This window comes from Candidatus Nitrotoga sp. 1052 (assembly GCF_927312905.1).
Classification (GTDB): Bacteria; Pseudomonadota; Gammaproteobacteria; order Burkholderiales; family Gallionellaceae; genus Nitrotoga.
Map to the genome: position 1 here is coordinate 73,663 of NZ_CAKMHQ010000045.1, position 26,693 is coordinate 100,355.

Annotated in this window: 20 protein-coding genes; 15 read left to right on the forward strand and 5 right to left on the reverse strand. The window is 50.8% G+C overall.

Features of this window, described 5'->3' with window-relative positions:
- The first annotated feature begins 3 nt into the window (after positions 1 to 3).
- The 10 genes from MJ768_RS09590 (at position 4) to MJ768_RS09635 (ending at position 8,940) form a co-directional block, all read left to right on the forward strand.
- The gene (locus MJ768_RS09590; protein WP_239291023.1) at positions 4 to 594 is read left to right on the forward strand and encodes a gamma carbonic anhydrase family protein; all 591 of its coding nucleotides are present in this window, start codon (positions 4 to 6) and stop codon (positions 592 to 594) included.
- 142 nt (positions 595 to 736) lie between these two features.
- Entirely contained in the window at positions 737 to 1,102 is a 366-nt protein-coding gene (locus MJ768_RS09595; RefSeq protein ID WP_239291025.1) for a transposase, read from the forward strand.
- Between the two features lie 124 nt (positions 1,103 to 1,226).
- A complete protein-coding gene (locus MJ768_RS09600) occupies positions 1,227 to 2,486 on the forward strand; it encodes a 6-phosphofructokinase (protein WP_239291027.1) in 1,260 nt (419 codons plus the stop codon).
- A 150-nt stretch (positions 2,487 to 2,636) separates the two neighbouring features.
- Positions 2,637 to 4,664 carry a sodium-translocating pyrophosphatase gene (locus tag MJ768_RS09605; protein WP_239291029.1) on the forward strand — a complete coding sequence of 676 codons (2,028 nt, stop codon included), beginning with the start codon at positions 2,637 to 2,639 and terminating at the stop codon, positions 4,662 to 4,664.
- A gap of 280 nt (positions 4,665 to 4,944) precedes the next feature.
- Entirely contained in the window at positions 4,945 to 5,802 is an 858-nt protein-coding gene (folD, locus tag MJ768_RS09610) for a bifunctional methylenetetrahydrofolate dehydrogenase/methenyltetrahydrofolate cyclohydrolase FolD (protein WP_239291031.1), read from the forward strand.
- 57 nt (positions 5,803 to 5,859) lie between these two features.
- The gene (locus MJ768_RS09615) at positions 5,860 to 6,219 is read left to right on the forward strand and encodes an FKBP-type peptidyl-prolyl cis-trans isomerase (protein ID WP_239291033.1); all 360 of its coding nucleotides are present in this window, start codon (positions 5,860 to 5,862) and stop codon (positions 6,217 to 6,219) included.
- Between the two features lie 256 nt (positions 6,220 to 6,475).
- The gene (locus MJ768_RS09620; RefSeq protein WP_239291042.1) at positions 6,476 to 7,096 is read left to right on the forward strand and encodes an outer membrane beta-barrel protein; all 621 of its coding nucleotides are present in this window, start codon (positions 6,476 to 6,478) and stop codon (positions 7,094 to 7,096) included.
- A 15-nt stretch (positions 7,097 to 7,111) separates the two neighbouring features.
- A complete protein-coding gene (locus MJ768_RS15430) occupies positions 7,112 to 7,336 on the forward strand; it encodes a hypothetical protein (protein WP_445082985.1) in 225 nt (74 codons plus the stop codon).
- Positions 7,337 to 7,517: 181 nt separating this feature from the next.
- Positions 7,518 to 7,703, forward strand: a complete 186-nt coding sequence (locus MJ768_RS09630) for a tautomerase family protein (RefSeq protein WP_239291044.1) — start codon at positions 7,518 to 7,520, stop codon at positions 7,701 to 7,703.
- Positions 7,693 to 8,940, forward strand: coding sequence for a TIGR03862 family flavoprotein (locus MJ768_RS09635; protein WP_239291046.1), 1,248 nt, complete (start codon positions 7,693 to 7,695; stop codon positions 8,938 to 8,940). The genes MJ768_RS09630 and MJ768_RS09635 overlap by 11 nt, the downstream gene beginning before the upstream one ends.
- A gap of 45 nt (positions 8,941 to 8,985) precedes the next feature.
- Here the strand turns inward: MJ768_RS09635 and MJ768_RS09640 are convergent, their stop codons facing one another.
- The gene (locus tag MJ768_RS09640; protein WP_239291048.1) at positions 8,986 to 12,369 is read right to left on the reverse strand and encodes a hypothetical protein; all 3,384 of its coding nucleotides are present in this window, start codon (positions 12,367 to 12,369) and stop codon (positions 8,986 to 8,988) included.
- A 611-nt stretch (positions 12,370 to 12,980) separates the two neighbouring features.
- Here MJ768_RS09640 and MJ768_RS09645 point away from each other — a divergent pair.
- From MJ768_RS09645 to MJ768_RS09660, 3 genes are all read left to right on the forward strand, one after another.
- Complete coding sequence (locus tag MJ768_RS09645; protein ID WP_320415732.1) at positions 12,981 to 13,685, forward strand: TIGR03862 family flavoprotein; 705 nt, start codon at positions 12,981 to 12,983, stop codon at positions 13,683 to 13,685.
- A gap of 537 nt (positions 13,686 to 14,222) precedes the next feature.
- Positions 14,223 to 15,494, forward strand: coding sequence for an MFS transporter (locus MJ768_RS09655; protein WP_239291050.1), 1,272 nt, complete (start codon positions 14,223 to 14,225; stop codon positions 15,492 to 15,494).
- Between the two features lie 254 nt (positions 15,495 to 15,748).
- Complete coding sequence (locus MJ768_RS09660; RefSeq protein WP_239291052.1) at positions 15,749 to 16,003, forward strand: hypothetical protein; 255 nt, start codon at positions 15,749 to 15,751, stop codon at positions 16,001 to 16,003.
- Positions 16,004 to 16,176: 173 nt separating this feature from the next.
- Here the strand turns inward: MJ768_RS09660 and MJ768_RS09665 are convergent, their stop codons facing one another.
- Both MJ768_RS09665 and MJ768_RS09670 read right to left on the reverse strand, forming a co-directional pair.
- Positions 16,177 to 16,824 (reverse strand): response regulator, encoded by a 648-nt coding sequence (locus MJ768_RS09665; RefSeq protein ID WP_239291054.1) that lies wholly within the window; start codon positions 16,822 to 16,824, stop codon positions 16,177 to 16,179.
- A gap of 10 nt (positions 16,825 to 16,834) precedes the next feature.
- On the reverse strand, positions 16,835 to 18,208 hold the full coding sequence (locus tag MJ768_RS09670) for a cache domain-containing protein (protein WP_239291056.1): 1,374 nt from the start codon (positions 18,206 to 18,208) through the stop codon (positions 16,835 to 16,837).
- Between the two features lie 314 nt (positions 18,209 to 18,522).
- Here MJ768_RS09670 and MJ768_RS09675 point away from each other — a divergent pair, with 314 nt between their 5' ends.
- Positions 18,523 to 20,541, forward strand: coding sequence for an SPFH domain-containing protein (locus tag MJ768_RS09675; RefSeq protein ID WP_239291058.1), 2,019 nt, complete (start codon positions 18,523 to 18,525; stop codon positions 20,539 to 20,541).
- Between the two features lie 24 nt (positions 20,542 to 20,565).
- On the opposite strand, the gene MJ768_RS09680 is transcribed toward MJ768_RS09675, so the two are convergent.
- Positions 20,566 to 21,897 carry an IS1380 family transposase gene (locus MJ768_RS09680; protein ID WP_320415730.1) on the reverse strand — a complete coding sequence of 444 codons (1,332 nt, stop codon included), beginning with the start codon at positions 21,895 to 21,897 and terminating at the stop codon, positions 20,566 to 20,568.
- A 385-nt stretch (positions 21,898 to 22,282) separates the two neighbouring features.
- Here MJ768_RS09680 and MJ768_RS09685 point away from each other — a divergent pair, with 385 nt between their 5' ends.
- On the forward strand, positions 22,283 to 25,162 hold the full coding sequence (locus MJ768_RS09685; RefSeq protein WP_239291060.1) for an aconitate hydratase: 2,880 nt from the start codon (positions 22,283 to 22,285) through the stop codon (positions 25,160 to 25,162).
- 40 nt (positions 25,163 to 25,202) lie between these two features.
- On the opposite strand, the gene purT is transcribed toward MJ768_RS09685, so the two are convergent.
- Positions 25,203 to 26,414, reverse strand: a complete 1,212-nt coding sequence (purT, locus tag MJ768_RS09690) for a formate-dependent phosphoribosylglycinamide formyltransferase (RefSeq protein WP_239291062.1) — start codon at positions 26,412 to 26,414, stop codon at positions 25,203 to 25,205.
- Positions 26,415 to 26,693 lie beyond the last annotated feature (279 nt).

The following is a 26,693-nucleotide window of genomic DNA, read 5'->3' on the forward strand; positions in this document are numbered from 1 at the left end:
TTTATGCTTTACACCCTGTCAGGCCGCACACCGGAATTAAATGGGCAACAGCATTACATCGCGCCCAATGCCAGCGTCATCGGCTCAGTCATTCTCGAAAATAATGTCAGCATCTGGTTCAACGTGGTAATTCGTGGCGACAATGAACCTATCCGCATCGGCGAAAACAGCAACGTTCAGGATGGCGTAGTAATGCACACCGACCCCGGCGCGCCGCTCACCTTAGGCAAAAACGTCACTGTCGGCCACATGGCAATGCTGCACGGCTGCACCATCGGCGACGGCAGCTTGATCGGCATCCACAGCACCATTCTTAATCATGCCGTAATCGGCCGCAACTGCCTGATAGGCGCGAACACACTGATTACCGAAGGCAAAGTAATCCCGGACAATTCACTGGTGGTAGGTTCGCCCGGAAAAGTAATGCGCAGCCTGAAAGAAGAAGAAATCGCAGCCCTGCATGCCAATGCTGCGCGCTACGTGGTAAATATTGGTCGCTATCGGGAGTCGTTGGTGCACGTAGGGGCAAAAGATTTTTTGCCCCTACAATCTTTTGCCCCTACAAAAGATAAACATGGCGACATTCAATTCTGACACGCCCCACCGCAAATCTCTCCGCCTGCGTGGATATGATTATTCGCAGGCTGGTTTGTATTTCATTACCATCTGCACGCATAAGCGGCTGCCGTTATTCGGAGAAATCGTTGATGGAAAAATGATGCAAAATGAGACTGGAATGATGGCAGAAAAATGTTGGTGTGCCATACCCGATCATTTTTCGTGGGTCATGTTGGATGCGTTTATTGTCATGCCAAACCACGTGCATGGCTTTATCACCGTAGGGGCAAATGACGTAGGGGCAAAAGATTTTTTGCCCCTACAATCAAAACCAAAACATGGCACATCCCGAATGATTGGATCAATTGTTCGGGGATTCAAAATTGGCGTTACCAAATGGTTTCGTTCCAATACAAATGTTCATGTCGTTTGGCAACGCAATTATTACGAACACATCATCCGCAATGACGAGGCGTACTTAAAAATTGCTGAATACATCCAGACCAATCCCCAACGATGGGAAGAGGATATCTACCATATCTAATCTCACCGAATCCGCCATCAATGTAGGGGCAAAAGATTTTTTGCCCCTACAGGTGTAAGATAAATTTCTGCATTACCAATCAATGGTTAAAAAATCAATAAATTCATATGGAGTTATCAGCCACATGACAAAGAAAAACGCATTTTATGCCCAATCCGGTGGCGTAACCGCAGTAATCAACGCATCGGCTTGCGGCGTGATCGAAACGGCGCGTGCACACAAGGACAAAATCGGCAAAGTCTATGCAGGCCGTAATGGCATCATCGGCGCGCTGACTGAAGACCTGATCGATACGACCAAGGATTCCGCCAAGTCCATTGCGGCATTGCGCTACACGCCGTCCGGTGCATTCGGATCCTGCCGCTTCAAGCTGAAAGGTATTGAAGAAAACAGATTGCAGTATGAGCGGCTGATCGAAGTCTTCAAGGCACACAACATTGGTTATTTCTTTTATAACGGCGGCGGTGATTCCGCTGATACCTGCCTGAAAGTTTCACAGTTGGCTGAAAAAATGGGTTACCCCATTCAGGCAATCCATGTACCCAAAACAGTCGACAATGATTTGCCCATCACTGACTGTTGCCCTGGTTTCGGCTCGGTCGCAAAATATGTCGCCGTATCGGTACGCGAGGCCAGTTTTGACGTTGCTTCAATGGCCAAGACCTCAACCAAGGTATTCGTGGTGGAAGTGATGGGCAGACATGCTGGCTGGATAGCCGCCGCCGGTGGCTTGGCCTCGGATGTGAATTGCGAGTTGCCGATTATTATTCTGTTTCCCGAAATCCCCTTCAACAAAGAAAAATTTCTGGCCAAAGTCGATGCCATGGTAAAGCAGCATGGCTATTGCTCAGTAGTGGTGTCAGAAGGCGTGCAAGGTGCAGACGGCAAATTTCTCTCCGACCAGGGGCTGCGAGATGCTTTCGGTCATGCCCAGCTGGGTGGCGTAGCGCCGGTGGTAGCCAACATGGTGAAAGATGGGCTGGGTTACAAATTCCATTGGGCGGTGGCTGATTACCTGCAACGTGCCGCGCGCCATATCGCTTCCAGGACCGACGTCGAACAGGCCTATGCGCTCGGCAAGGCTGCGGTGCAGCTGGCATTGAAGGGCGAAAACGCCGTCATGCCTACCGTTGTTCGTCTCGCCGACAAGCCCTACAAGTGGAAAATTGGCGTTGCCCAACTCAAAAACGTGGCTAATGTAGAAAAAAAAATGCCGCGCAACTTTATTACCAAGGATGGGTTCGGCATCACCGACAAGTGCCGTGCATACCTCGCTCCGCTGATCAAGGGCGAAGATTACCCACCTTACAAAGACGGCTTGCCCCAGTACGTTCGGCTCAAGAATGTGGCGATACCCAAGAAACTAGACGATTTCAAGATATAGCTTAAACACCGCATAAAACATTACCCAACATATCCAATATTTAAAAAGGTCGCAACAACAAGCAAAATCTACCACCCCGTTATTCCCGCTTTCGCGGAAACAACGGTTGCTGAAATGGCATCTATCACGAATTACGTAAGGGAGAAACTTATGTCTGGTGGGCTGATATTTTCGTTGTTATGCGCAATGGCGGCACTCATATATGGAGCGGTTTCTGTTAGATGGATTTTGGCTCAGTCGACCGGCAACGATCGAATGCGCGAGATCGCTGCTGCAATACAGGAAGGCGCTTCTGCCTACCTGAACCGGCAATACAGCACGATAGGCATCGTCGGTGCTACTCTGTTTCTGGTAATTTTGCTTATACCGGAGCTGGGTTGGAAAACCGCTATAGGCTTCGCCATCGGCGCGATTCTGTCGGGCCTAACCGGCTATATCGGTATGCACGTGTCAGTGCGCGCCAACGTGCGTACCGCACAAGCTGCACATGCCGGCCTCAACGCAGCTTTGAACTTAGCTTTCAAGGGCGGGGCCATCACCGGCATGTTGGTAGTCGGCTTGGGTCTGCTGGGTATAGCGGGTTACTACACCTTCCTCACTATTTCAATGGGCAGCACCCCTATGGAAGCAACCCATGCCTTGGTCGGCCTGGCTTTCGGCGGCTCGCTGATTTCTATTTTTGCCCGTCTTGGCGGCGGCATCTTCACCAAAGGTGCTGACGTAGGCGCAGACTTGGTGGGGAAAGTCGAAGTTGGCATCCCCGAGGATGACCCGCGCAATCCAGCGGTGATTGCCGACAACGTCGGCGACAATGTCGGCGATTGCGCTGGCATGGCTGCCGACCTGTTTGAGACCTACGTCGTGACCATCATCGCCACCATGCTTTTGGGTGGTTTGCTGATGGCCAATGCCGGCTCTAACGCGGTGATCTACCCACTGACGCTAGGCGGGTTCTCGATCATTGCTTCCATCATCGGCACCTATTTCGTAACAGCACGGGAAGGCGGCAAGATCATGAACGCGCTCTACCGCGGCTTGATAGCATCTGCCGTGTTGGTGCTGATCGCCTTCTATCCCATCACCCAGTGGCTAATGGGCGACAATGGCGTTTATTCCGTTAACGCGCTATATGGTTCGGCTCTCGTTGGGTTGGCACTGACGGCCACAATGGTGTGGATCACCGAATACTACACAGCGACCGAGTACAGCCCGGTAAGACATATTGCTGAAGCCTCCACCACTGGCCACGGCACCAACGTGATCGCCGGTTTGGGAGTATCGATGAGGTCTACCGCTGCGCCAGTGTTAGCGGTGTGCATTGCCATCTGGAGTGCCTACGAACTGGCCGGTTTGTATGGTATCGCTATCGCCGCGACTTCAATGCTCTCTATGGCTGGGATCATCGTGGCGATCGATGCCTTTGGCCCGATCACCGACAACGCCGGTGGTATTGCCGAAATGGCCAAGCTGCCGAATAACATCCGCAACATCACTGATCCACTCGACGCAGTAGGCAATACCACCAAGGCCGTGACCAAGGGCTACGCCATCGGCTCCGCCGGCCTCGCGGCACTGGTGCTGTTTGCCGACTACACCCATGCGCTTTCCACTAATCACCCGGGATTGACTTTCGATTTATCTAATCACATGGTAATCATCGGCCTTTTCATCGGCGGCATGGTGCCCTACTTGTTCGCTGCCATGGCCATGGCAGCGGTCGGCCGCGCCGCCAGTTCTGTGGTGGTAGAAGTGCGCCGCCAATTCAAGGAAATTCCCGGCATCTTGGAAGGTACCGGCAAGCCTGAATATGGAACCTGCGTTGATATGTTGACCAAAGCCGCTATCAAGGAAATGATCTTGCCCTCACTGCTGCCGGTCGCGGTCCCAGTAATTGTCGGTCTAGCCCTTGGCGCACAAGCATTGGGCGGCGTGCTCGTTGGCGCCATCGTGACTGGCATCTTCGTGGCAATTTCCATGACCAACGGTGGTGGCGCATGGGATAACGCCAAAAAGTATATTGAGGAAGGCAACTTCGGCGGCAAAGGCTCCGAAGCCCACAAGGCAGCGGTAACGGGCGATACCGTCGGCGATCCTTATAAGGATACCGCTGGCCCTGCCATCAATCCGTTAATCAAAATCATGAACATTGTGGCGCTAATGATCGTGCCATTGTTATGAATCCGATTCAGTAGACCATTCAGCGTGCCATTGTTATGAATCCGATTCAGTAGACCATTCAGAGGGCTACCACTAAGCCCCCTTTTCTCGCCCTTATTTTATATTCGCTGAATGTTACAATTCGCATCTTTCAATGCGCACAAAAACTCTCATCATGAGTACAAGTTGGTCAAGATTCAGGACTCTTTTTTGTTGGACTAGCCTATTCAAAATCATGACCGAGGTTGCCAACTATCAAACGCACCGAAAAGACCCTCGTTCTAATCTTAAGGAATAAATAATGACAGCTCGCATCATTGACGGCAAGGCCATCGCTCAGGAATTACGTGCTGAATGGAAGGTACGTGTGGATGCGCTAAAGGCGCACGGCATTACGCCGGGCTTGGCAGTCATCATCGTAGGTGAAGACCCTGCCTCAAAGGTGTATGTTGGCAACAAGGTAAAAGCCTGCGCCGAAATCGGGCTCTATTCCGAACATATCGCCCTGCCCGCCGACACACAAGAATCAACATTGCTGGCGAAAATTGCTGAACTGAATGTTAACCCCGCTATCCATGGTCTGCTGATACAACTACCCTTGCCCAATCACATCGACAGTCAAAAGGTGCTGGAAGCCATCAGCCCGAACAAGGACGTAGACGGATTCCATCCGATGAATGTCGGCGCATTAGTTACCGGCACTACCTTATTTCCGCCCTGCACACCATCTGGTACAATGAAACTGTTGGAGAAAATGGGCATCGAAATCGAAGGCAAACACGCCGTGGTAATTGGCCGTAGCAACATCGTCGGCAAACCAATGGCACTTATGCTGTTGCACAATAGTGCCACCGTCACCATCTGCACCTCCAAGACGGTGAATCTTGGCAAGCACACACGGGATGCCGACATTCTGGTGGTCGCTACTGGCAAACCTCGGATGATTACCGGCGATATGATCAAGCCCGGAGCAGTCGTGATTGACATCGGCATTAACCGTCTACCCAACGGCAAGCTAGTGGGCGACGTTGATTTTGAAAGTGCAAAAGAAGTGGCAGGCTACATCACCCCTGTGCCCGGCGGCGTCGGGCCAATGACTATCACCATGCTGATAGCGAATACCATACAAGCAGCAGAACGTGCAGAAAAGCAAGAATAACTATCATTCCAACAAAAGCGGAAATGACTAAACCTAAACCAACTCACAAGGAAAGAAATGACTACAACCACCACCCCCTCCGGACTGCAATATGAAGACATTACCATTGGCAGCGGAGGCACCGCTCAAGGCGGACACACCGTTACCGTACATTACACTGGCTGGCTTACAGATGGCACTAAATTCGATTCCAGCAAGGATAGAAACGATCCTTTCCAATTCACTCTCGGCGCAAGAGAAGTAATTGCTGGCTGGGATGAAGGTGTACAGGGCATGCAGGTTGGTGGCGTACGCAAACTGACTATTCCGGCATCACTGGGCTATGGCGCGCGTGGTGCAGGACGCGCCATTCCACCGAATGCGACACTGGTGTTTGAAGTGGAGTTGCTGGAAGCGTTATACGCGCGCGGAGGATAAATCCATTAAGCGCGAATGCGCCGGTATTTAAATCGGAGCTGCCGGGGGTTAAAAATAGAGGTGTAGCGTGACAAGTTTGTCCACCATCAAAAAAGATCACCCGCGTAGACATGACAAAGTTTGCACTAGAGCCCCAAATGACAGGGGAAATGTTATTAAGGTAGACATTTCTTACAAAGAGTCACACAATAACTAAGCTGATAGAAAATAAAGCTTTTATCGGAGTAGCCTTCTCAACAAAACGAAAGGGAAAATCATGAAACTGAAAAAAATAGCTTGTGCAGTTGCACTGCTGGGAGCAGGAAGCACTTTCATCGTACCCGCAGCAATAGCAGCACCCGCAACAGGTCAATCCGCGTATTACGTCGGCGCCAGCGTCGGTCAGTCGGAATTCAAAGACATCCCCCCTAGTTTGACAAATGTCGATGACAAGGATACTGGGTACAAGGTATATGGTGGCTATCAGATCAACCCAAACTGGGGAGTGGAAGCCACCTATTTTGACTTGGGCAAATTTACTGGTAATGAAACCGCGTTTAATGGCAGTACCGTTGTTCCTGTCAGCGCATCTTCCAAAGTTACTGCTTGGGGATTAGCAGGTGTTTTTACGGCACCAATCAGTAATGGGTTTTCGGTATTCGGCAAGCTTGGTTTGGTTAGAAGCGAGCTAAAAACTAATTCTTCCGGTGTTGGTTTTTCAGCTCATCAAAAAGAATCCAGCACTGGCGCCAACTTCGGCTTCGGCGCTAAATATGATTTCACCCCGAATCTCGCCGTCCGTGCAGAGTGGGAGCGCTTAAAAAAGGTAGGGGATGACGCCACCACTGGTGAAACTGACATGGACTTCTTGTCGGCCGGTATCACATTTAAGTTCTGATGTTTTGTATTACCGATGCGCAACCGGACAATTGAAGAATTGCCCGGTTTTATTGCGCTCAAAACCATATCTAGAGAATGCATTTCCGCCAAATTCCCTCGCCCAGTGATGCGCACCACCACAGGATTCCATGCCGGCCAGGCAAATCTCCGGCTACCCAAGGTACTGCGCCATGTCTTTCCGCTTCAACTGCTTTCGCAGCACTTTCTTGCCGTTCGCATCCTCGCCGTGAATCTGTAAAACTTCCTTTGCCAGGCCGATATTAATCGTCGTAATCTTCATTTCGAACACCCCCCTGTTTTAGTGATCATAATCCAGCCACTACTTTGGCACTTCAATGCAATTAGGGAAAGTGGACGCCCATTCCATTAAAACCGTGGGTTTATCTCCTCGTTAATTATTATTCACTCAGGAAAACACCATGCCTTACGTCAACATTCGCATCGCCGGTACCCTCAGTCGCGAACAGAAAGCCAAGATCGCTGCAGAGATCACCGACACCCTGGAACGCATCGCGCACAAACCGAAGTCCTACACCTACATTACCTTCGACGAACTGCTGGACGAGAACTGGGCGATTGCAGGAAAGTTGCTGGATGAGGAATAAGCTGAGCGCCAAGTCGGTTGCCGTCATCGGCGGCGGACCTGCCGGACTGATGGCTGCAGAGGTATTGATTCAGGGCGGCGTTCAGGTCGATCTTTACGATGCCATGCCATCAGTGGGACGGAAGTTTCTGATGGCTGGCAAGGGCGGCATGAACATCACGCATTCCGAGCCAATGGATCCATTCCTCTCGCGCTACGGTGCACGCCGCGCCCAGATCAAGCCGCTACTTGACACCTTCGGACCGGAGGCTCTGCGAGAGTGGGTGCATAACCTTGGCATAGCGACATTCGTCGGCACGTCCGGGCGCGTATTCCCGGCTGACATGAAAGCAGCACCGCTCTTGCGCGCTTGGCTGCACCGCTTGCGTGAGGCCGGAGTGAATTTCCATATGCGCCATCGCTGGTGCGGGTGGAATGAAAATGGTGCGCTTCGTTTTGCCACCCCACAGGGCGAGCACACCGCGAATGTCGATGCAGTGGTGCTGGCACTGGGTGGCGGCAGTTGGGCGCAACTTGGTTCCGATGGCGCATGGGTACCGCTGCTCGCTCAGCGCGGCATTCCCGTTGTGCCATTTCAACCCGCAAACTGCGGTTTCGATGTCGGCTGGAGCGAGTACTTCAGCTCCCGCTTCGCCGGGCATCCGGTAAAAGCAGTAACGGTGACCTTTACCGATGCAGCGGGGCGCTTTCACCATCGACAGGGTGACCTCATGGTGACGGCGACCGGGGTTGAAGGCGGCCTGATTTACGCTTTGTCAGCACTTCTGCGCGATGAGATTGCTGCCACCGGCGCGGCAGTCATTTACCTTGATCTGACGCCCGGAAAAAATTTGCCTCGCATCATCGCCGAGATAGCGCATCCGCGCGGTTCCCGCTCGATGGCCAGCCATTTGCAGAGCCGGGCAAGCATCAAGGGGGTAAAAACTGGCCTGCTGCGCGAATTGGTGCCGCCATCAGACTTCGCCAACCCCGAGCACCTTGCGGCTTCAATTAAATCATTGCCGTTGCGGCTCATCGCACCGCGTCCGCTGGATGAGGCCATCAGCAGCGCAGGGGGCGTTGCCTTCGAAGCGCTGGATGAATGCTTGATGGTGCGCGCCATGCCCGGCGTGTTCTGTGCGGGCGAAATGCTTGACTGGGAAGCGCCCACCGGCGGCTATCTGCTCACCGCCTGTTTCACAAGCGGACGCACCGCAGGCTTGGGAGCGCTGGCCCACCTCGAATACGGGAACATTTAGCCATGGCTAAACTAATGTTCCAGCCCCGGCCAGGCCAGGCCAACCTCACACCATGAAGTTGATCAAATATTCAATGAGCTGCGCGCCGCCAAACCCACCGAAAGGCAAGAGCAGCGCGCGCAACGCCGGCTGCTCAGTGACTGGGGCAAAAACGCCCTCACGAGTGTTGCGAATACGCTCCATCAGCAGTTTGATCTGTTCCGCGCTAATTGGCGGCTCTTTCAGCTGAGACTGGCCAGCCACCGTACCATTGACCCTGTCAGGTGACGGGCTACCGTCTTCAGGATTTTCATCAAGATTGTTCTTCAGCGGGGACGGGGCCTGCATGCGCCACAACAGCATTTCGTAGTAGTTGAGCGCCTTGGTGCGCGCCGCCAAGGCGCCTCTATGCAGCAGTACCTCGCTGAATAGCGCATAGACCAGCACGAGCCCGATGACAAAAACTAGCACAAGCGGAAAATTCATCGCGTCAAAGAGATCGCTCCGCGCGATTACCATGAACAGAATCGAGACGAACGGCAAGTAGATAAGCCAATGAATGCGTTGCGTGGCGCGCATAACTAACTGAAAGTCAAGGTAGTCCGCGAGATACGCACGCGGCACGCCGGTCTCGGCCTCTTTGCGATTGAGCAACCGCTCAGGCCACACGCTGCTCATATTGCTCAGTATCTTGATAAACTGCGCGCAAGCACGCGTCTGGTAGCTGACCCAGAAGATGACCAGCCACAAAATCGACGCGTTGAGGAATACAAGAATGAGGTTCAGTCTTTCCACAAGCTGACCTCGGTGAGGAAATAATGGCATGCCAAAAATTTGGTACGCCACATAGCCAAGTAAGACTACAATTGCAGTGGAGAGCAAGATCCAGCCTGTCATCTCGCGCATGCCGGTGGCACACAAGTAGTTCTGCCACAGGGTTGCGATCTCGACCTCAGTATTCCCTGGCTTCGGGCCGACCTTGTCTTCCCTATTGAATGAGGTCAAATCGAGATACGGGCCGGTCAACATTGCAGACCATCTGCTGCGCGCCAGCGTCCATGTCTGCGGCAGGGCAAAATTGAAGCTTCTGGATATGAGACGCGCCTCCCGCCAGATCCAAATCCAGAGTACAAGCGCAAGCACAATCGTAAGCACGAAGCCGATGAAGCGTAACACCAGACTCGGCCACACGCTGGTTCCTTCCAACCACACGAACGGCTCACCGATTCCCTGCTTAAGCGAAGCATTCATTTCTCCTATGATATACGCGAAGATATAAAGCACCACTAAAGCCAGCAAACCCACGCCCGTCAACCAGAATTTTGCGACTTTCGCATTCATAGGAGAGGAAAGTACATTTTTCACGGCGCACAACGTTTCATGAACATGACGGCTTGCCATGGCGATTAACAGGAGTCCAAGGGCGATCATTAAGAAAATCTCAGGCGCATGCTCAAATGATGGCCGGCCCAGCGGCCTGGCCGGCTCGATGCCCGTGCACTCCGCCCAATAGTTGTGATCACAGGGTTTATATATCTTTGGAGAGATAGTGCCCTTGGGGTTGGAACCTTCAATTTTGGAGGCGTCATACCAAACGGTGAGATCATCAACCGTCGGCGAGGCGACATGCACAGCCTCTGTCCGACCGATCTCGAAGATCTGCGGATACAGCCACTGCTTCATCTTGCCGGTCCAATCGAACACCTTGTTCTCGAGCGCCATCAATGTAGCAAGGTAAGTTGCTGTCTGGTAGCTATCTCGAAATGGCAAGGTCGACTGTTGCAGTTCCGGACGAAGCGACAATCCGAAGTTGGACGCAACTACGAGGTTGCGCGCCCAATCCTTCTGATCAGCGTGCAGGTAGCGCGCATCAAGGTCGGTGGTGAAGAATATCTTGTCCTTGAAACGGTTGCGAAGCGCCTGGAGGATAAGGAGTTTGTCATACACGTCGGAACCAACGATACCAATCGCCTTTATGCCGTTCTCTGCAAACTGCTTATCGCTATTAAGCTGCGTAATCTCGTCGGCAAGCCGCCGCAGATAGTCATACTGGCTTCGTCCTTCGGCGTGCTCTATCGGGATATCGTTGAGCTGCGCGCCCAAGTCCTTTGATTTTCCACCATCATTCTTGTGCGATGCTTTGGTGCCAGACTTGTCTATATCAGGCAACACGCCATCCAGCCCACGCAGATAGGTAAATGTGCGTACCTGCTTCGACACGCTGGGATCAGTCCCGCAGAGCGACGAAAAGCCGTCGGTGAGATTCCGGGATAGCGTGCGAGCATACGTGGAATCCCACTCGCTGATTAGCACCAAGCCGTCCTTGCAATTACGTGGAGAGCTTGCATATTTCTTGCTATTCACAAACTGCGCCCATTTCAGCTGCCACCACGAATCATCATATCCGAACTCACGATTGACGCCGCGCTGCCACAACTCCCACAGCAACGCGGCCGAGAGTGTGTCGTCGGTGCCGATCGTGCGAACGATCTGGGGCATTGTCAGATCGCTCGATCGGGGAAAGTCTTTTATCTTGATGCAATCCCACAGCTTCTTCTTGCTGTCATCTCGCCCCCCCGAAACGAGTGACAGTTCGCAATTAGAGACGGTAGCGCTGGGCGAGAACATCTGGAGCATAACGCCACTCTTCGGCATCACAGAATTTTGCTTCGTGACATTCCCGGTTGTCGGCAGACCACTATCGGGAAGCAGCTTCGTTAGCATCGCCGACCCCGCCGGCCCGACCAGCTTGACATTGAGGCCATCGCTGCTGTTGGCTGGTAACGTAGTATCCGGAGGTGGCGTCAAACCTCTAAACAAGGCATGCAGCTTCACCAGCGGCGCAGTGGTGAACTTTTCCTCGTTCAGCCAGAGCACCAGCACATTGGAAGACGGATCTTTCCGCTCGTACCACTCGTATGGCACAGTCAACTGCAACGGACGGCTGCCTGATTCAGGCAGGTTGATGTTGAAATAGCCTATCGCGTCGGCGTTCTCGGGATGATAGCGATGAAAACCTAGCGCTGAGACCACTGCGAAACGCGAGCGACGCCGATATTCGGCCGCTTCGACGAATGAGCCGCCAAAAACACTCACAGCGACAACCGTCAAACGACTGGGGGCAAGGTGGCGTAACTCATTGATGCGCTCGTGCAGCGCCTCAGTGGTATGCGCCTTGGAGTTGGATGCCTTGAGAGTAGACGCGACCTCGGTGGCCTGAGCGGAACGCTCCTCATGTTTCTCTATCGCTGCGAACGGATCCTGCCACAGCCGCGCCTCGATATCCTGTTGAGTGGTCGGCATAAACTTCACGCGCTCTGGATCAATCGGGCGCGCGCTCTCCAGCGGCACGGTCTTGACCAGCACGCCTGCTGCCAGCAATACCACCATCACAATGGGCAATGGGTTGGCAAACAAGCCTCTGGTTTTGTCACTGTTGTCGGCACTCATAAATTGACTCAATGCAATAGTTAACTTGTCACGATTTCCTGGATCAGGCTCCCCATCAGCCATAGATGAATTTCAGCTTTGCACAGTTTCATATACACCTTATTTGGCAGACTGGCTGACTTGTTCTTGGGCGCGTGTCCTCGGTTAAAAAGTCAATAACAATCTGATTATAAATATATTTTTAACATAATCAGCATGCCAAAACAATCAATAAGCTACGCTCAAAACTCGCTATATTCCTAAAAATTAAATATTTTGATCAGAGTTTAATAATGGAGCTGCGCCAAGAAAAAGAGAATAAGCAAACTGCTTATTCTTAACAAGAAAATCCATTTATTTTGCGACTTGTCTCACTTAAAGCATTCTTTAACTGTTCAGCTTTCGCAGATAGTCTGCATTGATCATCTTGTAGCACCATCAGTTTTAGCTGATCAATGATCGCTGGCACCGCCGAATGTAAATTGATACATAGCACCGATAGAAAACTAATACACCGAATTGAGAAGATTGCCGGATTTTAGAAACGGCCATGATCACAGACGAGGGGTATGTGGAAATCGAATTATTGAGGAAGCACGGCATGAGCTTGCGCAAGATTGCTGAAGAGTAGGATGCCGCTGCTCGCGCAGCGCGGCATTCCCGTTATGCCATTACAACCCGCAAACTGCGGTTTCGATGTCGGCTGGAGCGAGTACTTCAGCTCCCGCTTCGCCGGGCATCCGGTAAAAACAGTGACGGTGACCTTTACCGATGCAGCAGGAGGCTTTCACCGTCGACAGGGTGACCTCATGGTGACGGCGACCGGGGTTGAAGGCGGTCTGATCTACGCTTTGTCTGCACTTCTGCGCGATGAGATTGCAGCCACAGGCGCGGCAGTTATTTACCTCGATCTGACGCCCGGAAAAGATTTGCCGCGAGTCATCGCCAAGATAGCGCATCCGCGCGGTTCCCGCTCAATGTCCAGCCATTTGCAGAGCCGGGCAAACATCAAGGGGGTAACAACTGGCCTGCTGCGCGAACGGGTGCCGCCATCAGACTTCGCCTATCCTGAGCATCTTGCGGCAGCGATCAAATCATTGCCTTTGCGGCTCATCGCACCGCGTCCGCTGGATGAGGCCATCAGCAGCGCAGGAGGCTTCGCTTTCGAGGCACTGGATGAATGCTTGATGGTGCGCACCATGCCCGGCATATTTTGTGCGGGCGAAATGCTTGACTGGGAAGCGCCCACCGGCGGCTATCTGCTCACCGCCTGTTTCGCTAGCGGACGCACCGCTGGGCTGGGAGCGCTGGCCCACCTCGAATGCGGGAACATTTAACCATGGTTAAACTTATTTTACAGCCCCGGCCAAACTAACCTCACACAGTGAGGTTGATCAAATATTTATAAGCTGCGAGCCTCCAAAAATAAGAAGAGGCGGATTCAACTCTGAAGTGCAGCTTGTGTAAGTTAATTGAGGTGCACCCACACACCAGCTTGACAGCCGTGAATTTGCACATTGATTGTGTGCTCTCTGACTTCGCGATCTACCAACAAGCCTAAGCGTTCCTCGATAGTCATCTTCCTCGTACAACTCAGGTAAGGTCTGCTGTTCAATCAATGCACGTGCCATGCCGAACAGGCGTAGTTGGTTAAATTGTTCATGCATAGGATGGTTCCTTATCTCAACTTTTAGTTGAGACCAGCTCCTCCGAAGAGACGTGGCACGGCACATGTCCTTTACTTAATATCGTTCTGCCTCAATAAGCAAAAACCTTAAGGATTAACCACTATAGGTGGTGTGAATAAGCATCATCTTGATTATGTAATGAAGCAAAAATTGTTCACACTACTTTAATAAAAGGAGGACATAAAAATGTCTTATATGAAAAAAGTAATTACATCCACTATGCTGGGAAATGGGCTGGAATGGTATGACTATGCGCTATATGGCACCTTCTCGGCCCTTATCAGCCAGCAATTTTTTCCAAAGGGCAATGATGTTGCTGCACTAATTGCCACCTTCGGTATTTTTGCTGCTGGGTTTTTAATGCGTCCCTTGGGTGCCATGTTTTTTGGGGTTATTGGCGATAAATTCGGACGCAAAAATGCGCTGGCATTGTCTATTTTGTTAATGGCATTTCCCACGGCCTGCATAGGCTTGTTGCCTACTTATCAAGCCATTGGTATTTGGGCACCCATTCTTTTGACGCTAATCAGACTGATACAAGGCTTTGCGGTTGGTGGCGAGTTTGGCGGATCCATTGTTTATTTGGTTGAGCATGCGTCCCCAAAAAATAAGAATTTCATCGGTAGTCTTTCTATGTTAAGCATGCTGATAGGATTGCTTAGTGGCGCTATTGTCGCAGCAGCACTTGCCAGATTTATGCCGATTGAAGATTTTGAATCTTATGGTTGGCGAATCCCATTTATTCTCGGTTTCTTTATAGGCATGACAGGCTTATATATCCGCACCAAGCTGCATGAAAGCCCCGCATTTTTAGAACAACAAGAAAATCACACTATTTCGGACACACCATTGAAAGATGCTTTACAGCACAACTACAAAGAAATTGTTTTAGGCGTAGGCATCTATCTTGCTGTCACTATTCCGTTTTATATCCAAACGGTTTTAATGCCCAGTTTCATGGAAAAGTTTCTGAATTTTTCAAAGGCAGACTCTTTTCTACTATTCACTATCAGTTTAATAACGATGATGATAGTAGTGCCTATTTCTGCCAAATTATGCGATAAAAAGAATAGGGAAACTGTACTTATAGTTGTGCTGTTAGCGTATTTTTCTTTTGCAATCCCCTATATTTATTTGCTGGATTATAAAACCTTTAGCTTCGCGCTCATTTCGCAAATAACTTTTTCAAGCATTCTTGGGTTTTATATTGCCCCCATACCAACGCTGGTAGTTGAGTTGTTTCCGACCAGAACGCGCTATACAGGCATGTCGTTAGCGTGTAATTTGGCTGCAGCAATATTTGGCGGAACGACACCTATATTATTGACAAAAATGATGTCGGCAACTGAATCACATTTGCCAATTGCGTTTTATATCATGTTCGCTGCGATTGTTTCTTTCGTTTGCATTGCAAATGTAAAAGCGAGGCAAAAGCGTGCTTTGTTACATCTTGTATAGTTTTTGTATTATGCGTTTATTTGCTAGTAGCACTGGATACTGAGAAGTCACGATGATTAATCTTAAAATATAATCAACGATATCATTTCTATGGGTAGAAGCAGCTAGAGTTGGATTAATCCCAAATTGCCTGAAACATAGTCGTGGACTTGTCCACGACTTCAGTAGGATTTAGGTGAAATGAAAGGTCAACGCGGCTGGCGGAAAAAAATAGGGGCAATCGTCGACAGGTGATCGTAAGCAAGCCTGCATAAATGGCAAGCAATTTGCTGCAATTTATAGATGCCTGCGGTGCTATGTTCGACTACATGCTCAAGGTGAAGTGTGCATATGAATTGCATGAATATCCCGATCGGAGCAGCCCGCTTTGCAATGAAGGCGTTACAGAAAAGGGAGTTAGGACGGCAGCAATGGGACTAATGCTGTTGAACTGCTGCTTGCTCCCGAAGAAAAATTCGGGATCCATATTCATGACGCTGATGCTTCGAATTTATCGACGCCGCGAATGATGGTTGATTATGTGTATTCTCGTGTCAGAAATACCGAGGATAGGTCATGTACATCACAAATAGGCTTCAATCGCTTCCGTTCCGTGCTTGTAAACTCGTTCGGAGTGCCACGAAAAATGTTCATCCTGACTCTCATTTTGAACGCGATCTTGGCCTTCGCTAACCACTTTGCCCTAACTTCGTGTTCCTTCGACATCCGGGTTTCCATAACGTCTGATAGCTTCTCTGTAAAGTTCAGGCGTATTATTTATGCCAAGCTTCCACATAATATTGTTTCGGTGAGTTTTTACGGTGGACAATTTAATTTTAAGCTGTAGGCAAATCTCCTGGTTCGTCATCCACTGAGCAAAAAGTCTCATTACAATTTCTTCGCTTGGGGTCAATTTCTCACCCGGCAATATTGGCTTTGGTTTTTCCGGTAAATCTGGGTCGAGATAAATCCCGCCCGCCATGATTATTTCGATCGCTTGGTGGATTACCTGGATGTCTGCGCCCTTCAACAAATAGCCACGCGCACCAGCATTTCTCGCTCTTCTTACGAGCTCCACATCGCTCTGTCCACTATATATAAGAATAGCCAAATCAGGATAAAGGTTACTGAACTCTTCGGTCAGGTCAATGCCATTCCCGGCCTCAAGACGGATATCCATTATTACCAGATCAACGATGTTGTTTTGCATAAAACGTCTTGCTTCCTCAACGCTTTTTGCCACGCCAACTACTTTAAATTTAGATACCGTATCGAGAAATCCGCACAATCCGTGAATCACGGCCGGATGATCTTCTACGATCATAATTTGAACAAGTTGTGTATTGGGCATAATAAATAGATCAATCAGGGAGGGGAATAGTAGCGCGCACGACTGTGCCACTGGGCAATGATGTAATTGTTAATTGCCCGCCCACGGACGCCAAACGTTTTTTCATGCTAGACAAGCCAATACCGCGACCTGGATTGTCGTTGAAATGATTTACGTCAAAGCCATCGCCATCGTCGCTAATGGCAAGTTTTACACAATGCTCCGTGCTTTCTAGTCGCACTTCGGCCTGATGAGCCGCAGCGTGAGCAATTATATTAGTCAATGCTTCTTTTGCAATCATGAGCAGGGCTTCTTCAGCGCCGTTACTTAAGCCATGCATCTCGCCCTTAGCACAAAATTCAATCGGCATGCCAGGGTGCGCCATGTCAAATGTAAGCTGCTTTAATCTTTGGGCCAAACTATTTGATCTCCAAGGCCGAATGCCACGGATAATGTTGGTTAGTTCGCCCAAGCTATCTTTCAGTAGCCCTGCCGCTGACTTGAATGTGATTTCCGCAGGGGCTATGTGTCCACCTGCCTTTGGCAATTGTATGACACCGGTCTCGATTTTTAATTTGACAGCTACAAGCATCGGTTTTAGGCCATCATGCAAATCATTTTCTATTCTTTCGCGCTCTTCATCTCGAGCCTTTATCACGCGTTGTGCCAGTGCCCTAAGCTCGGTGTTCGCCACGCTGAGCTTTTCATCCATGACAGTACGTTCCCTGATATTCAGCAGCAAACCTAAAAATATAGCGGCCGCGCTCAGAAATGCGATGGCGGCAATCCAGAGCATCGTGTTGTCAATATTGCGGGATACTTGCGAATCAATTTCTGCCAACGCATCATCAACATCATCGAGATAAACCCCTGTGCCCAGTACCCATCCCCAAGCCGGCAGCTCAATGACATACGCGCGTTTAGGTTTTGGATCAGGACTCCCACTTGAGGGTTTCGGCCAAACAAAGGTCTCATAGCCACCTCCTGCATGCGCACGGCTAATTAAACTCTGGATAATTAATTTCCCTGTGGCATCTTTAAAATCCCACATGTTCTTTCCAACCCATCCTTGTTGTCGTGGATGAATCAGCATTGTTCCTTGAAGATCGTATACGAAGAAGTATCCGTCATCCCCATATTCCAGTTTCTCCAGAATGGCCTTGGCTTCGTTTTTTGCGGCGGCATCTGTTCTGCCTGATTTATAAAGGTGGGCAATCGCATGGGTTGCGAGTGCTACATAGTTCTTCAATTCAGCTTCCTTGCTGGCAAGGTACGCTGGCTTGATAACTTCCTGCTCTTGCTGCGCCAACGATATTGCATGGTGACGAACGGTCAGTGCGATAGCGCAAAGCGCGAGCGCGAGGGGCATCACCGCAAACAGAATAATTTTATGTCGTAGTTTCATGATGCAAGTCTACAACGCGGCTCTCTTCCTAACCTCAACTTTTAGTTGAGAGGAGCTCATCCGAAGAGATGTGGCGCGGCAAATGTCCTTTTCCTAATATGGCACTGGGCATTAAGCAAAACCGTAAGGATTGACCGCTGCAAGTAGTGCCGTTGGCAGCGCCTTGACTACATATAGCAGTTCTCCAGCATCGAATAAATTAATGCGACAGAACCACTGGAGCGACAAAAATCAAAAGGGCCATTTGTTGAAGTAGAAGTAATAAATAGGATCCATCCATTATTAATGGAAATAAACGATAAGGAGAAATTAAAATGAACTTGCCAGAAGCATATTTTACTATCGGAGCCATCATTGGCGTTTATTTCGTTCTACGTATATTTTTCAGCACAGTTGTTGTAGTTAAAGGGAATGAAATTGCCATCCTAGAACGGCGATATGTTGGCAAACCCTTGCCGGATGGCCGCGTTATTGCGATGAGCAGTGAGATTGGCGTGCAAGCGCGCGTATTGGGGCCAGGTTTGTATTATTTGATCCCATTTTTGCATGATGTCCGCAAGGCACCATTTACTATTATCGCCGAAGATGAAATTGGAATTATTGAGTCAGTGGATGGTAGCCCCATTCCTCAAGGGCATATTTTTGCCAAGGTGATCGATGCCCACAACACATTTCAGGATGGAGAAGCGTTTCTTTTGGGCGGTGGACAAAAGGGGCCGCAAGTTCAGATTATTCCTCCCGGCAGCTACCGTATCAATACTGCTCTTTTTAAAGTGACTATTGGCAGGAATTTTTATATCCCACCTGGTCAAATCGGAATAATCACCTCAATGGACGGGGAACCAATGACGCCGGGACGCTTGCTTGCCAAGCATATTGAAGGCCATGGAAACTTTGAAAATGGTCAAGCTTTTCTTAACAATAGTGGTCAGCGCGGCCCACAAATTGACGTGTTAATGCCAGGAGTTTACCGGATTAATACCTCATTATTCAAAATAGAGCTCCGCCCAGCAACTGTAATCCCTGTTGCAAATATAGGGTTGGTAACCGCACTTGACGGTGCTCCGCTGCCTGACAATGAATTTGTCGCTAAAAAAGTTGAAAACCACATGGACTACCAGAATGCATCTCTATTCCTAAATGCAGGTGGGCAACGTGGGCCTCAACTTGATGTACTTAGACCCGGGACTTACTACATCAATCCGGCTATGTTTGATATTGCACTTGAGCAGATTACCGAAGTTCAGCGCGGGCAAGTTGCTGTAATTGTATCCAATGTTGGTGACGAGCCACCAGTGGATATTGCATCAATGGCAGCAACGGAACTTATATCCGGACAGGAGCGTTATGTCGTATCAGAAGGGTATCGAGGCATTCAAAAAACCGTCCTCGGGCCAGGTCGCTATTACTTGAATCTGTGCGCGGAGATCGCTTATATCATTGACACAACCAATATCATCATCGCTTGGGCAAACGGGGACCATCAACCACAATTCAAGCCGCTTAAAGTGATATCCAAGGATGGATTTACGATTGAAATAGCGATGAAGGTCATTATTCGAGTACGGCCAGATCAAGCACCTTATATGGTTGCCAAGATTGGCTCCATCGTCAATCTGGTGCATCACGTAATCCAGCCGACAGTAGCATCATCATTACGCAATCAGGCATCTGAAACCTCTGCCATGAGTTTTATGCTGGATCGTCAAGTAGAACAACAGAAAGTAGAAGAGCGCGCACGTATCGAACTGGAGAAATACCATGTCGAATGTGTATCCGTATTGATTTGCCAAATTAATTTGCCACAAGATTTAATGGACACTCAGACGCAAAGGATAATTGCCAGAGAGCAAATGGAAATGTACAAGGCCGAAGGTTATGCACAAGATCAACGTGCAACGATGGAAAAAAAACGAGCACAAGCGGATATGCAACCAAAGCTGGTGGATGCTGAAATTGGGGTGCAAATCGCAACACAATCCAAGCTAACAACTGTAATTTCAGCAGAAGCTGATGGCGAATCCAAGCGTCTTATTGCTGAAGGTGAGGCTGCGGGTATCAGGGTTCAAGGGGAAGCCGAAGCAGCCAGAATTTTGGCAATTGGTAAATCTACTGCCGAGAGTTATGACCTGCAAAATAAGGCTATTGGTGGCAATGGTGTAACTGCCATAGAAATCGCCAAACAAATTGCTTCTGGTAACGTGAAAATCACTCCCGACTTTCTGGTGCAGGGCGGTGATTCAACGGGGGGGCTTGTGTCAGCTTACCTGGCCAAGTTAATCGGTAATTCGCCACAAGCGCCAAATAAAGCAACAATTGTTGACGCTAATTAAACCCAGATTATCCATTAGCCGTTCTCATGTTGCCACAGGAATGACAGGCGGATTTTCTGAATTGCTCCATAGACCCTTGAACCACGCTCGTCTTTTTCGCGGTAGCGAGAGGATCAAGGTGTTGTTATCGGGATCGTGATGCCAGCTTGCTCCGATGGCCAAGACTTGGCCGTGCAAGGTAGCCAAGGTCGATTGCACTTTCGTTCGCAAAACGGCTTGCCGAAACAAACTGATCAAATTGTAGGCCAGCATTGCAAAGCCCAAAGCTGCCTCAGTGGCCCAGAAATTATTGAGGGCAAAGCTGTCCAGGCCGAAATCGGCCTTGAGCTCCTTGATGCGGTTCTCGCAGTCTGCACGCCCCCGATAGCTACGCCAGACATCGACGTCAGGCAGACTCAGCGAAGTCACCATCGCCCCGTAGCGCCAACCTGATAGATCTGGATCGTCGGCGAACAGCGACAGCGTCTTGCCGGGTGCCGCTTTGCGCTTGACCGACTGACGTGCCACCACGATCCGGCGAGGCGCAATCCAGCCCTGTGCCTGATACGTAATCTCGGTCAGCTCCAGCCCGGTCTCGAGCGCCCACCAGCGCGCGTCACGCACAATGGCCGCCTGCAATCGCTGAGTGAGTTTGGCACTGATGATGTAGTCAATCTTGCGCCCTTCCAGAAGGCTCAGGATCGCTTCATTAAAGAAGCCGCTGTCGGCACGAAATAATCCGACCGTCTTGTCGCCCAGATGGCGCAAGGTGGATTCGATGAAGGCCAGCACGTTATTGGTCGTATAGGCATTCCCTGGTCGCAGCCAGAAGTTGGCGACCATCCGCGCTTCAGCCACAAATGCGAGCAAAGGATGATGCGAGGGCCGCCCGCGTCGCCCAGGGTTGTATCCCCGCGTCGCGCCCTCCTGTTCGCTATGGCGGGTGAGCACCGTGGAGTCCATGTCGAGAGTGATCCGCCGCAGCGTGCCGACTTGACCGAAAAACCAGCGATAGACGGACTCTTGTACTGCCTCATTGCGAGCCATGTCGAACCGTTTGAACAGTCGCATGATCGCTTGGTAACCCGCGGCCTTCGGCCAATCGAACAGGCGGGTCAGGGTGCCGTCAAAGCGCACCGTTTCGGCATGGGCAAAGCGACAAGCACCGCACCAAATAGCGACGATCCATTGTTCGATCAGCTGCGCTGGCGGATACCCACGGTTGGAACCCGGTGGCGGCAAATCCCAGCCAGTGGCCGCCTGCCGAAAACCCATCTGATCAAGCATTCGCTTGAGCAGCGCCATTCCTCCCCAGGCGCTTATCTCACGATTGGAAAACTTGATCTTGAAACCACTGTCCGGCGCATTAGTCGACATCAAAAAATCACCAATAACAATAGATAATCAGTTAGTTGGCCTAATGAATATCATTAGAACCAGCTTATGCATTCAACATCATCCGCGGAGCAAAGCTTACCTCAGAATTGCTAATGGATAATCCGGGTTAAATAAAGGGAGGAAATACAAATGTCAAATATAAAAAAATAATTTCATCCACTATGCTGGGAAATGGGTTGGAATTGTATGACTATGCGCTAGATTGAGACTAGTTCAATTTATTCATTGTTCAGACTTCGCAGATACGCTTCATTGTTTATCTTGTAGCACCTTCAGTTTTATCTGATCAATGCCCGATCCACCCCTGCCGCGTTATAATCGCGTTCTTTCTTTTCGCACATAGCTTTCATTCGGAGCCGTCGCCATGTCGCATAATCTGTTCAACACTCGTCAAACATTCACCCTCGCCAACGGCAAGACTGGCACGCTGTATTCCTTGAAAGCACTCGAAACAGCTGGGTTGGGCAAAATTTCACGCTTGCCAGTTTCCATCCGCATTGTGCTGGAAGCGGTGCTGCGCAATTACGATGGCAAGAAGATCAGCGAAGCGCACATTCGCCAGCTGGCGAACTGGCAGCAGAACTCACCACGCACCGAAGAAATTCCGTTCGTGGTGGCGCGTATTGTGTTGCAGGATTTCACCGGCATCCCGCTGCTGGTTGACCTTGCCACCATGCGCGATGCCGCTGCGAAGTTGGGCAAGAATCCGATGATCATTGAACCGCTGGTGCCAGTGGATTTGGTGGTGGATCATTCGGTGCAGGTGGATTATTACAATAGTCCGGATGCGCTGCGACTCAACATGGAACTGGAGTTTGAACGCAATAATGAGCGCTACAAATTCATGAAATGGGGCATGCAGGCATTTGATACGTTCAAGGTGGTGCCGCCCGGCGTAGGCATCGTGCATCAGGTGAATCTGGAATATCTGGCGCGCGGCGTGCTGCAAAAAGACGGCGTTTATTATCCCGATACGCTGGTAGGTACCGACAGCCATACCACTATGATTAATGGCATCGGCGTGGTCGGATGGGGTGTGGGCGGCATCGAAGCGGAAGCTGGCATGCTGGGCCAGCCGGTATATTTCCTCACGCCGGACGTGGTGGGTGTTCATCTCACGGGCAAGTTGCGCGAAGGCATCACCGCGACCGACTTGGTGCTGACCGTAACCGAAATGCTGCGCAAGCATAAAGTGGTGGGAAAGTTTGTGGAATTTTTCGGTGCAGGTACCGCGGCGCTCACCCTGCCGGATCGCGCTACTCTCGCCAACATGGCGCCAGAATATGGCGCAACAATGGGCTTCTTCCCGGTGGACGACGTAACGTCGGACTACCTGCGCAATACCGGACGGAGCGATGAAGAAGTGGATGCTTTCCAGTCCTACTTCAAAGCGCAAGGGTTGTATGGCATACCTGAGGCAGGCGCAATCGATTACAGCAGCGTGGTAGAGCTGGATTTGAACAGCATCGAACCTTCTCTGGCCGGACCAAAACGTCCGCAGGATCGCGTACCGCTCTCCGGAATGAAGGAGAATTTCAACACCTTATTCAGCAAGTCAGTGACGGAGAACGGCTTCAACCAGCTCGCTGAAAATTTGGGAAAACGTTATATCGCCGATTTGGCCGACCTTAGCGGAAACGTTTGTGTACCGATCATCGGTGGCGGCCTGCAGGATCAGGAAACCGCACCGGCTGGCACCGGCACACAAAGCAAGCACAACACCAGCACCGTGACTGAAATCGAGATGATGGACAACCGCCCGACTCCCAGCGTGCGCTGCGAAACAAGCGGTGAAATGATGCCGGCAGTACAACTCCGCCATGGCGATGTATTAATAGCTGCCATCACCTCCTGTACCAACACGTCCAACCCCGGTGTGATGCTGGCGGCAGGTTTGCTGGCGAAGAAAGCGGTGGAGGCAGGCCTGCGCGTGCAACCACATATCAAAACGTCGCTTGCCCCCGGCTCGCGCGTAGTGACGGACTACTTGACCCATTCTGGTCTGCTACCTTATCTGGAACAACTCGGTTTCCGCTTGGTGGGCTATGGTTGCACCACTTGTATCGGCAACTCCGGCCCATTGAATGCAAAAATCGAAGATGTCATTCTCGCCCACGATCTGATCGCTGCAGCAGTGCTGTCCGGCAATCGCAACTTTGAGGCACGCGTCCATGCCAACATCAAGGCCAATTTCCTCGCCAGTCCCCCGCTGGTAGTTGCCTTCGCGCTGGCCGGCCGAGTAAACATTAATCTGGATAGTGAGCCACTTGGCACCGGCCGCAACGGTCAGCCAGTCTATTTGAAAGATATCTGGCCGAGCAGTACGGAAATCCATGCAGCAATGAAATTTGCTGCCGACCCCATAGTGTATCGCAGGCTATATAGTGACCTTACTCGCGACCTGCCACTGTGGAACGGTATTTCTGCCCCCACCGGCAACCAGTACCACTGGGACGATTCCACCTACATTGCGCGCCCGCCGTTCTTCGACGATTTTGACATGACTGTCGGTAGTGTTTCCGACATCCGCAATGCCAAGCCGCTGGGCATTTTCGGTGACTCAGTTACCACCGATCACATCAGTCCGGCTGGCAGTTTTAAATCCACCACCCCTGCCGGCCAATACCTGCAAAGCAAAGGCGTGGCCATCAAGGATTTCAACAGTTACGGCGCACGACGCGGCAATCATGAGGTCATGATACGCGGCACTTTCGCCAACGTGCGCATCAAGAACCTGATGCTGCCACTCAATGCCGACGGCAGTCGCGTGGAAGGCGGCTACACACTTTACAACGGCGAACAGATAGCGATCTACGACGCAGCGATGAAATATATCGCAGACGGCACGCCCACTGTTATTTTCGCCGGGGAAGAATACGGCACTGGTTCATCACGAGATTGGGCGGCGAAAGGCACGCAATTGCTGGGCGTGAAAGCTGTAGTGGCTAAGAGCTTCGAGCGCATCCATCGCAGCAATCTGGTGGGCATGGGCGTGCTGCCTTTACAGTTCAAGGGCAACGACAGCGTGACTTCGCTCAAGCTGACCGGCGAAGAAACATTCGATCTCACCGGCATAACAAATTTCATTAAGCCACAACAGGATGTAATGCTCACCATCAAGCGCCGCGACGGAAGCACGCAACAAGTTTCGCTGCTGCTGCGAATCGACACTCCCGTCGAAGTGGATTACTACCGCCATGGCGGCATCCTGCCTTATGTACTGCGCGAACTGGTAACTCAGTAATTCCAATTGTCGACAGAAACCTTCGGTCAGGCGGGAATGATTAACCCTTGACTGGCACCACTTTGCTGGCGGCTAGTTTGGCGCGTATTCTCGCTTCGTCGGTATCTACTCCGTTTGCCAACGCCACGCCCATACGCCGTTTTAAAAACGATTCCGGTTTACCAAACAAGCGCAAATCGCTTTGCGGGACACGTAACGCTTCATCGACACCAGTAAAAGCGATAGCCGATTCTTCCAGTTGCCCATAAATCACCGCGCTCGCGCCCGGTGCACGCAATGCGGTACTCACTGGCAGACCGAGTATGGCGCGGGCATGCAGCTCAAATTCATTCTGGACCTGACTGCACATCGTAACCATGCCAGTGTCGTGCGGACGCGGGCTGACTTCACTGAACCACACATCATCGCCATTGACGAACAGTTCGACACCGAAGATACCTAAGCCCCCGAGATTGTCCGTAACTTTCCTGGCAATATCGCGTGTGCGCTTTAAAGCCATTTCAGACATAGCCTGCGGCTGCCAGCTTTCAACATAGTCACCATGAATTTGGACATGCCCGATCGGTTCGCAGAAATGCGTTTCGACTTCGCCATTACTGCCCATCGCACGCACGGTGAGCTGAGTAATTTCATATTCGAAATTAATAAAACCCTCGACGATTACCCGCCCCTGGTTCACCCGGCTGCCGCTGGCTGCATAATTCCACGCCTGCTCCACCTCCGCCGCGCTGTCGATTTTAGACTGCCCCTTGCCGGAGGAGGACATCACCGGTTTCACCACGCATGGATAGCCGATGCCGTCATCAATCGCCGCCCGCAACTCTCCCATACTGCTGGCAAAGGCATAGGGAGAAGTGGGCAACCCCAATGTTTCCGCAGCAAGGCGGCGAATTCCCTCACGGTGCATGGTAAGTTGAGCGGCGCGTGCGGTTGGAATAACTCGCGCCAATCCCTCCCGCTCAATCTCGACCAGCATGTCGGTGGCAATAGCTTCAATCTCCGGCACGATAAGGTGCGGCTGTTCGCGCTCGACCAGATCACGCAATGCCGCAGCATCCGTCATGTTGATGACATGTGCACGATGTGCCACCTGATGTCCCGGTGCATTGGGATAACGATCCACGGCAATGGTCTCCACACCCAAGCGTTGCAATGCGATGATAACTTCCTTACCGAGTTCACCGCTGCCCAGCAACATAACTTTGGTAGCGGAGGAGCTAAGTGGTGTTCCGACAGTGAGTTGTTTTTTCATAACTGGTACGAATAAGAAGTTATAACCTGGAAGGCAATACCGGCGAGACTAGTGGTGCGGAGTGCTGATTAATTCAATCCATTATCGGATAGCGCAAAAAGCGCTAAGCGCTGAAGAAACCCAATGCTGTATTGGTATAAGCAAACCGAGCAGAGCATAAGACGGCGATTCAATTCAGGAAATGGTCGTTCAACGTATTAAAAGCGTGGAAATCTAATACGCATAGAAATAATAGCATCAACTTTACGCAAATGCGTTCATAAATTGATCTTCCTTACA

What these genes read in the sequence shown, in the direction of transcription:
- MJ768_RS09590 (WP_239291023.1), top strand. Translation starts at nt 4, where the DNA reads ATGCTTTACACCCTGTCAGGCCGCACACCGGAATTAAATGGGCAACAG.
- MJ768_RS09595 (WP_239291025.1), top strand. Translation starts at nt 737, where the DNA reads ATGATGGCAGAAAAATGTTGGTGTGCCATACCCGATCATTTTTCGTGG.
- MJ768_RS09600 (WP_239291027.1), top strand. Translation starts at nt 1,227, where the DNA reads ATGACAAAGAAAAACGCATTTTATGCCCAATCCGGTGGCGTAACCGCA.
- MJ768_RS09605 (WP_239291029.1), top strand. Translation starts at nt 2,637, where the DNA reads ATGTCTGGTGGGCTGATATTTTCGTTGTTATGCGCAATGGCGGCACTC.
- folD (WP_239291031.1), top strand. Translation starts at nt 4,945, where the DNA reads ATGACAGCTCGCATCATTGACGGCAAGGCCATCGCTCAGGAATTACGT.
- MJ768_RS09615 (WP_239291033.1), top strand. Translation starts at nt 5,860, where the DNA reads ATGACTACAACCACCACCCCCTCCGGACTGCAATATGAAGACATTACC.
- MJ768_RS09620 (WP_239291042.1), top strand. Translation starts at nt 6,476, where the DNA reads ATGAAACTGAAAAAAATAGCTTGTGCAGTTGCACTGCTGGGAGCAGGA.
- MJ768_RS15430 (WP_445082985.1), top strand. Translation starts at nt 7,112, where the DNA reads ATGCGCAACCGGACAATTGAAGAATTGCCCGGTTTTATTGCGCTCAAA.
- MJ768_RS09630 (WP_239291044.1), top strand. Translation starts at nt 7,518, where the DNA reads ATGCCTTACGTCAACATTCGCATCGCCGGTACCCTCAGTCGCGAACAG.
- MJ768_RS09635 (WP_239291046.1), top strand. Translation starts at nt 7,693, where the DNA reads ATGAGGAATAAGCTGAGCGCCAAGTCGGTTGCCGTCATCGGCGGCGGA.
- MJ768_RS09640 (WP_239291048.1), bottom strand. Translation starts at nt 12,369, where the DNA reads ATGAGTGCCGACAACAGTGACAAAACCAGAGGCTTGTTTGCCAACCCA.
- MJ768_RS09645 (WP_320415732.1), top strand. Translation starts at nt 12,981, where the DNA reads ATGCCGCTGCTCGCGCAGCGCGGCATTCCCGTTATGCCATTACAACCC.
- MJ768_RS09655 (WP_239291050.1), top strand. Translation starts at nt 14,223, where the DNA reads ATGTCTTATATGAAAAAAGTAATTACATCCACTATGCTGGGAAATGGG.
- MJ768_RS09660 (WP_239291052.1), top strand. Translation starts at nt 15,749, where the DNA reads ATGGCAAGCAATTTGCTGCAATTTATAGATGCCTGCGGTGCTATGTTC.
- MJ768_RS09665 (WP_239291054.1), bottom strand. Translation starts at nt 16,824, where the DNA reads ATGCCCAATACACAACTTGTTCAAATTATGATCGTAGAAGATCATCCG.
- MJ768_RS09670 (WP_239291056.1), bottom strand. Translation starts at nt 18,208, where the DNA reads ATGAAACTACGACATAAAATTATTCTGTTTGCGGTGATGCCCCTCGCG.
- MJ768_RS09675 (WP_239291058.1), top strand. Translation starts at nt 18,523, where the DNA reads ATGAACTTGCCAGAAGCATATTTTACTATCGGAGCCATCATTGGCGTT.
- MJ768_RS09680 (WP_320415730.1), bottom strand. Translation starts at nt 21,897, where the DNA reads ATGTCGACTAATGCGCCGGACAGTGGTTTCAAGATCAAGTTTTCCAAT.
- MJ768_RS09685 (WP_239291060.1), top strand. Translation starts at nt 22,283, where the DNA reads ATGTCGCATAATCTGTTCAACACTCGTCAAACATTCACCCTCGCCAAC.
- purT (WP_239291062.1), bottom strand. Translation starts at nt 26,414, where the DNA reads ATGAAAAAACAACTCACTGTCGGAACACCACTTAGCTCCTCCGCTACC.